This window comes from Streptococcus pseudopneumoniae, assembly GCF_001070815.1.
In the GTDB taxonomy this organism is placed as follows: Bacteria; Bacillota; Bacilli; order Lactobacillales; family Streptococcaceae; genus Streptococcus; species Streptococcus pseudopneumoniae_P.
The window spans coordinates 1-8181 of record NZ_JVLX01000019.1; the positions used below are offsets into that span (position 1 = coordinate 1).

Genomic DNA, 8181 nt, shown 5'->3' on the forward strand with positions numbered 1-8181 from the left:
TATACTCAATGAAAATCAAAGAGCAAACTAGGAAGCTAGCCGCAGGCTGTACTTAAGTACGGCAAGGTGAAGCTGACGTGGTTTGAATTTGATTTTCGAAGAGTATTATTATGAATTTGGGTCATCAAGACTACGGCCATGTAACCCTTTTTCACGTTGGACTTGGCGTAGTTTTTCTGGTGTAACATCGTTTCCTTCTTCATCCACAATTTTGATTCCCTCAATGTGGTGACGAACAGAGCGACGATAACCTTCGATGTACTCCTCACGTAGTTTAGCTTGTTCCACTTTTTCTTCTGGTGTCAAGCCTTCTGCTTTTTTCTTTTTAGCAAGCTCGTTGATACGATCAATTTTTTTCTGATCCATTTCTTCTCCTTTGTGATAAGATAAAGTCCGTTTATCAAATTTTATTTAGTGTTAATTTGGTTAAAACGAGCAAGTTTAGCTGCTTTTTGAGTTAAATTAGACAAGATAGCCAAACGATTTTGACGGACAGCCTGATCTTCTGCCATTACCATGGTATTCTCAAAGAAAGCATCAATAACTGGGCTAAGTGCAAAGAGTTGTTTCAATTGTTGACTTGCAGATCCTGATAAAGCAAGTGTTTCTACTGCTTCTGCCAAGGCTTTTTCTTGGTCATTTTCAAATAGTGTTGAATCAACTGTAGCAACTCCTTCTGTCTTCTCAGCCAAGTTAAAGGCACGAGAAAGTGATTCAACAGATGGTTTGAAGTCATCTTCCTTGCTTGCTTCCACGAGAGCGCTTGCTGCTTCCAACATATCCGCCACAACAAAGTTTGATCCTGCAAGAACGGCTTCCTTGATATCTTTTGGTGTAGAACCCATCATCTTATCAACACGAGCCTTGATAAAGTCCATAACCTCTGTCTTATTTTCATAAGTCAAGCTGTCAAATTTCAAAGCATAAAGGCTATCAATTAACTCATCCATAGCAATGTGCCAACCAAAGGCATCCAAGATACGAACCACACCTTGAGTTGCACGACGAAGGGCATAAGGGTCATTAGAACCTGATGGAATCAAGCCTACTGAGAAGAAACTCAAAATCGTATCCAATTTGTCTGCAATGGCTAGAATGGCTCCAACCTTGCTCTCTGGAAGTTCTCCTTCGGCTGATGTAGGCATGTAGTGTTCACGAATAGCAGCTGCTACCGCTGGAGTTTCCCCAGCAAGAAGGGCATATTTTTCACCCATAATTCCTTGGAGCTCGTCAAATTCGCCAACCATACCTGTCAACAAGTCAAACTTGTAAATGGCTGCTGCACGGGCTAGGTCAATCGTTTCATCCGCTGATAAGCCTGCTTTTTCTGCCAAGAGAATAGCAATCTGACCAGTACGAATCATGTGTTCACGAAGGGAACCAATTTTCTCATGGAAAGTCACATTGTTTAATTTTTCAACAAGATCTGAAATGACCAATTTTTGATCTTCACGCCAGAAGAATTCACCGTCTTCTAAGCGAGCTACTAAGACTTTTTCATTTCCTTTAATGACATTTTCCAAATGCTCTGCGTTTCCGTTACGGACTGAAATAAAGTTTGGCAATAGTTTACCGTCTTGATCACGAACAACAAAGTAACGTTGGTGTTCTTTCATTGAAGTCACCAAAACTTCTTCTGGAACTTCAAGATATTTGGCATCAAAACTTCCCATAAAGGCAGTTGGGTATTCAACCAAGTTCAAGACTTCGTTCAGCAAATTCGCATCAATTTCGATACGTACACCATGTTTTGCCTCAATTTCCTTGATTTGGTCAACAATCATTTGCTCACGTTCACGTGGATCTGCGATTACAAACTGTGCACGAAGGTCTTCTTCATAGCTCAAAGCTGATTGAATCTGGGTTTCTTGTCCTAAGAAACGATGGCCACGGCTGACACGATCTCCTTTGATATCAAGAAAATCCAAATCAAACTCTTGCTCGTCCAAGAGAACTGTCAAAGTGTGTACAGGGCGGATATACTCAAAAGTGTTGTTAGCCCAGTGCATGCTGACTGGGAAGGTCAATGACTTCAAGACGTCTACTACACCTGGAACAATGTTCTCAACTGGTTGGCCCACTTCTTCCTTGGTAACATAGACATACTCTTCACCCTTGATTTCACGGAATTCAATATCTTCAACTGTCAAGCCTTTCCCACGGACAAATCCTTGAGCTGCTTTGGTGAAGTTTCCATCACTATCCAAGGCAATTTTCTTTGCTGGTCCCTTGAAATCTTCTGTCAAATCAGACTGTTTGTCTGCAAGACCAGTTACACGAATAGCCAAACGACGTGGTGTTGAGAAGGTCTGAATAGCTTCAAAAGACAGGCGGTTTTCCTTGAGGAAGGCTGCCATTTTTTCGCCTAGTTGTTTTTCACTTGGTGTGACAACATAGGCTGGTAATTCTTCAAGACCGAGTTCTACTAATAAGTTTTTTGTCATGTTTTTTCTCCGAAAATTATCTTTTTATTTTCCAGTTTGCCTTATGTGATTGGCACGCAAGCAACCAACTTCGTTGTTTCATTGCTAAAATTGGAGCCAAAAGTCTCCAATTTTGCCTAGTATCCTTAGCTTCACTAAGGATACATTCATCACTGCGGCAACTGGTTCAGGGCTCACACTGTTCGCCCATTTTCGTAATTTGTCACTTTCTTTATTCTGCGTCTTCTGCTAATAGTTTAGCTCGTGTTGCTTCATCTAAAAGTGGGTAGCCTAGGCGTTTGCGTTCTGCGACAAAGGTTTTGGCTACGACACGAGCCAAGTTACGGATACGGGCGATATAGCCTGCACGCTCTGTTACAGATACGGCACCACGCGCATCAAGCAGGTTAAAGGTATGTGAACATTTGAGAACATAGTCATAGGCAGGGTGCACCAATCCTTCTTCCAAGGCACGACCAGCTTCTTTTTCAAACTTATCAAAGTTTTCAAGCAACATTTCTTGATCCGAAATTTCAAATGAATATTTTGAGTGTTCGTACTCAGGCTGGATGAAGATTTCTCCGTATTTTACACCATCAGCCCATTCGATATCATAGACAGAATCCACTTCCTGAATATAAGAAGCCAAGCGTTCCAAACCATAAGTAACTTCTGCAGTCACAGGGCCAGTTGCCAATCCACCTACTTGTTGGAAGTAAGTGAACTGAGTGATTTCCATACCATCAAGCCAAACTTCCCAACCAAGACCAGCTGATCCAGTCGATGGATTTTCCCAGTTATCCTCAACGAAGCGAATATCGTGTTCCAAAGGATTGATTCCCAATTTTTCCAAAGACTCAAGGTAAAGTTCTTGGATGTTTGATGGAGATGGCTTCATAACCACTTGGAATTGGTGGTGTTGGTAAAGACGGTTAGGGTTTTCTCCGTAACGACCGTCAGCAGGACGACGTGATGGCTCTACATAAGCCGCATTCCATGGCTCAGGTCCGATAGCGCGAAGGAAAGTGTAAGGACTCATTGTTCCCGCACCTTTTTCATTATCATAAGCCTGCATAAGCATACAACCTTGGTCATTCCAAAATTGTTGCAAAGTCAAAATAATTTCTTGAAATGTTAATTTCTTAGACATTGAATACTCCTTTAATTTATATGATCTTTTTAAATTTATTTATCAAGCAACCAAGAAAAAGCTGGGTCCTGAAAAATATGACGTTTAGGAACAGTTTGTAAATTCTGATCGCTTTCATCTATTGTACCTAATTTCAAAGCACAGACTTCTGGTATATTTTCTTGAACAGTGAAAATTTGACTATGACAGTTCTGGCAGTAATAACGCTGTTTTCCTGGAGAAGAACTATAGGAAACAAGCTTTTCTTTTCCATGCAATACTAGCTTTTCACTGCTAACTTTAGCATTAACTGTATAGGCAGACGCAGTTGCTTTCCGACAAAATGAGCAATGACAAAAAACTAATTCCGATAATTCCTCATCTAGAGTGTAGGTCACTGCTTTACATAAACAAGATCCTTTAAGCATTATGCTCCTTTCTACTTAGGCATTAGACGAATTCAAAAAGAACCGAATTTCAACACCCAAGCCTTGCGACTAGGGGCGTCAGAAACGCGGTTCCACCCTAATTTATTACTTCATTGTTTTTAAAAATATTACAGAAAGCGCCAGTTCTTTATTTTGCCCTACTTGGCTCCCACTATCCCAAGTTCGCTTGAAGAACGCCATAAGACTTTCTTTCCTGCTGACTATTATATCAAAAATTAGCACAATGTACAATTCTTTTTATGATTTTCTAGAAATCCATATCATCAACTCGTGGAGCACCAGACTGAACAACAATTGTTTTTAAGGTTTCACGTTCCTTATGACTCAGTTCAATTCCAAAGCAATCAAGATTAGCCTGAATACGAGAAGCTGTGACAGATTTTGGAAGTGGTAAAAATCCTTCTGCTAAGCTCCAGGCCAAGGCTATCTGAGCAACCGATTTACCATGATTTAACGCGATTTCTTGCACTTGCTTGCTATCAAACAGTTCTCCCTGACCAAAAGGGCCCCAAGCTTCCAATAAAATTCCTTTTTCTAGACAGTAATCTACCACTTCCTCTTGATACACACCTGGAGCCAAACGAACTTGATTGACCGCTGGAACGATAGTTGCTGTTTCAAGCAAGGCATCCAAATGATGGGGAAGGAAATTACTAACTCCAATAGCACGGATTTTGCCTTCTTGATAGAGGTCTTCCATAGCTCTCCAAACTTCTGAATTTCGGATTTTCCAGTGGTTATTTTCTCTGAGCGGTTTTGGATTTGGCCAATGAATCAAATACAAATCCAAATAATCCAAGCCAAGTTTCTCTAAAGACTCTTCAAAAGCCTGACGAGCTTGCTCATAGCTATGATTTGTATTCCAGAGTTTGCTGGTTACAAAAATTTCCTCACGCAGAACTCCACTATCTTGAATGGCACGACCAACGCTTTCTTCATTTTTATAAATAGCTGCCGTATCGATATGGCGATAGCCTGCCTTTAAAGCCTCTAGTACAGCTTGATATGCAATCTCTCCATTTTCAGCTTTCCAGGTTCCAAATCCCAGTACTGGAATTGTAACACCATTGTTTAAAGTATAAGATTTCATTATTTTTCCTTTCTATGAGAAGAAAATCCAAAGAGCCAAATTTTCAAGGAAAACTTTTCTCTTTAGATTTTGTGTATTATTGATTGCGGTCGTAGTAGAGCTGGTGAGCTTTAAGACGAGTATCTAACAAATCTGGAATGGTCACAAAGTCATACCCTTGCCCTTTCAAATAGTCAATAACCTTCGGTAGAGCATTGACCGTCTCAGCATGGATATCATGCATGAGAATAATAGAACCATTCTTGACTTCTCGTTGAATTTCTGTCAAAATCGCTGCTTCATTTTTGTTCTTCCAGTCCAGACTATCCACATCCCACATAATAAAGCTCAAATCAAGGCTATTGCGAATGTCGTCTGTAATGGCTCCATAAGGCGGACGCATGAGTTTGGAACTAGAACCCAACACTTTAGTTAGCGCATCCTCAGTATCAGTAATTTGTTTTTTAGCTTCATCAAGGGAAAGTTTTGAAAGCACTGGATGACTCCAACTATGGTTTCCAATGACATGTCCATCCGATTTCATGCGTTTCAAAATCTCTTCATTTCCAGAAACATTCTTACCTAGAACAAAGAAAGTTGCCTTGATACCATACTTAGAAAGAGTATCTAATGCTTGATTTGTCGTTGCAGGATTTGGTCCATCATCAAAAGTCAGGGCCACTACTTTACGATTTTTCTTTTCATAATAAGCCTTATATAGCTCTGCATCCTTATCTAATAAATAAGAGGACTGAATAACTTCAAAGAAACTAGATACTGGCAAGGCAATCTCGTCTAGATTTTCAACTGACTGACTTGGATAAAGGATAATCTGACTATCCTTGTAATCAAAATTCCATGCAGACAAGTCTTGGTCAGAGAAACCTTTAACAACTTGATCAATCTTTTCTTGCTCCAATTTCTTGTCCTGTAAGAAAGAAGTCAGTTCTTTTATCAGTTGCTCTTTAGCCTTACTAGCATCTGAAAATAGTTGATCAAGGGTAAAAGGTTTACCATTTTCTGTCAAATGCACTTTCGCTAGACTAGTTTTTTCAGTCTCTTCAACTTTTGACGAAGTTAAATCATAGACTTGTTTCATCACACTTCGGTTGACAATCCCTTTTAAAGTCGAATCCTGTTTCTCCGTATAATAAAAAACCAGATTTTCCTTGTCTTCCAGATTTTCCTTAATATCCTGTATCATGATTTCTTTTACAGATGAAATCACTTGCTCCCCTTGGAGAGGATAATAGGCAATTACTTCTGCTTGTCCCTTACGAAAATGATCTTTCTGATTTCCCTCACTTAATTGATCATCTTTCTCTTTCTTGAGAGATTCAATCCTTTGTTCAAAACTTTGCTTTGTATATACTTTGTATCCAATCATTGAACCAAGGACGCAAATACTTACTGAAAAGATAGCTACCATGGCTATTAAACCGATTCTCTTTTTATCGTGCTCAACACGTTTTGCTCTACTTTTATCCATAGAGATATCATATCAAATTCAGGCTATAATTTCAATTATTTTAGAGGAAATAGTATATTAAAAAGAGGGGAACTCCCTCTTAAAATCTTATTTTACTGCTTCTTTCAAAGCATCTACCTTATCCAAACGTTCCCATGGAAGATCAATATCCGTACGTCCCATGTGTCCATAAGCCGCTGTTTGACGGTAAATTGGACGCTTGAGGTCCAGCATTTGGATTATCCCTGCAGGGCGAAGATCAAAGGTTTGACGAGCTGCTTTTTCAAGCTTGCTTTCAGCTACTGTTCCCGTACCAAAAGTATCGATACGAACAGAAACAGGTTGGGCAACACCAATAGCGTAGGCTAATTGCACTTCTGCCTTCTTAGCCAAACCAGCTGCAACGATATTCTTGGCAATATAACGAGCCGCATAAGAGGCTGAACGGTCCACCTTAGTCGCATCTTTACCAGAGAAGGCACCACCACCGTGACGAGAGTAGCCACCATAAGTATCTACGATGATCTTACGACCAGTCAAACCTGAGTCCCCTTGCGGTCCACCGATTACAAAACGACCAGTAGGATTGATGAAGAATTTGGTTTGCTCATCCAAGTAAGAGGTTGGAATAACCTCTTTGATAACCTTATTAATGACATCATTGTGAATTTGTTCGTTGCTGACTTCTGGATCGTGCTGAGTTGAAATAACAACTGTGTCCACACGTACTGGACAGTCATTTTCATCATACTCAACCGTAACTTGTGATTTAGCATCTGGGCGAAGATAGCTAATTTCCCCAGACTTACGAAGTTCTGCCAAACGACGAACTAATTTATGACTGAGTGAGATTGGCAATGGCATGAGCTCTTCTGTTTCATCCACTGCAAAGCCAAACATGAGACCTTGGTCTCCAGCACCAATTAAGTCAAGCGGATCTTGATCTGCATTCCCACGAACCTCCAAGGCTTCGTTAACACCTTGGGCAATATCTGGTGACTGCTCAACAAGTGACGGATGGACTCCCACCGTCTCAGCAGAAAAACCATATTCTGTATTGGTATAGCCAATCTCTGCAATGGTATCACGAACCACACGGTTAATATCCACATAAGCATTTGTAGATATTTCACCAAAAACATGGACTGAACCAGTATATACAGCTGTCTCAGCAGCAACGTGCGCCTCTGGATCTTTAGCTAAAATAGCATCCAAAATCGCATCTGAAATTTGGTCTGCAATCTTATCTGGATGCCCCTCAGATACAGATTCAGACGTGAATAATTTACGTTCTGACATAAAAATGTCCCCCCTTAAAAATAGTGTTATAGAGTTACAAAGTACTGATAGGTATTTTTATTCTATAAGAGTTACGACGCAAAAGAAATAAAAACGATACTTTTTTATTTCTGAAGCTAGTAAGGCGCATAGGATGACCGCACTATAGCGGCAACCGTATGGAGCCGTCATTCTTTGCGAGTTGCAAAGTACTGATAGGAAAACTCTTAGTAATAAATGCCTACCATCTTATCGGGACTATATAACTTTATCATTATACCATTTTTAAGTACAATTTGCAGTCTTTAATGGGCTCTATAATATTTGTAGTGGGTAAATCCCCTATGGATCTTATGGAGCCTTTT

General features: G+C 40.1%; 7 protein-coding genes. All 7 read right to left on the reverse strand.

All coding sequences use genetic code 11. The features are described from left to right. Positions 1 to 108: 108 nt before the first annotated feature. Complete coding sequence (locus ADG81_RS01855; RefSeq protein WP_000372163.1) at positions 109 to 366, reverse strand: DUF896 family protein; 258 nt, start codon at positions 364 to 366, stop codon at positions 109 to 111. Positions 367 to 407: 41 nt separating this feature from the next. Next, a complete protein-coding gene (glyS, locus tag ADG81_RS01860) occupies positions 408 to 2444 on the reverse strand; it encodes a glycine--tRNA ligase subunit beta (RefSeq protein WP_049550736.1) in 2037 nt (678 codons plus the stop codon). Positions 2445 to 2655: 211 nt separating this feature from the next. After that, on the reverse strand, positions 2656 to 3573 hold the full coding sequence (gene glyQ / locus ADG81_RS01865) for a glycine--tRNA ligase subunit alpha (RefSeq protein ID WP_000038733.1): 918 nt from the start codon (positions 3571 to 3573) through the stop codon (positions 2656 to 2658). 35 nt (positions 3574 to 3608) lie between these two features. Then, positions 3609 to 3980, reverse strand: a complete 372-nt coding sequence (locus ADG81_RS01870) for a GFA family protein (protein WP_049550737.1) — start codon at positions 3978 to 3980, stop codon at positions 3609 to 3611. Between the two features lie 268 nt (positions 3981 to 4248). Next, positions 4249 to 5091, reverse strand: a complete 843-nt coding sequence (locus ADG81_RS01875) for an aldo/keto reductase (protein ID WP_023948286.1) — start codon at positions 5089 to 5091, stop codon at positions 4249 to 4251. A gap of 76 nt (positions 5092 to 5167) precedes the next feature. Continuing rightward, positions 5168 to 6559 carry a peptidoglycan-N-acetylglucosamine deacetylase PgdA gene (gene pgdA, locus ADG81_RS01880; protein WP_020903502.1) on the reverse strand — a complete coding sequence of 464 codons (1392 nt, stop codon included), beginning with the start codon at positions 6557 to 6559 and terminating at the stop codon, positions 5168 to 5170. Between the two features lie 87 nt (positions 6560 to 6646). Then, entirely contained in the window at positions 6647 to 7837 is a 1191-nt protein-coding gene (metK, locus tag ADG81_RS01885) for a methionine adenosyltransferase (RefSeq protein ID WP_020903501.1), read from the reverse strand. Between the last annotated feature and the right edge of the window lie 344 nt (positions 7838 to 8181).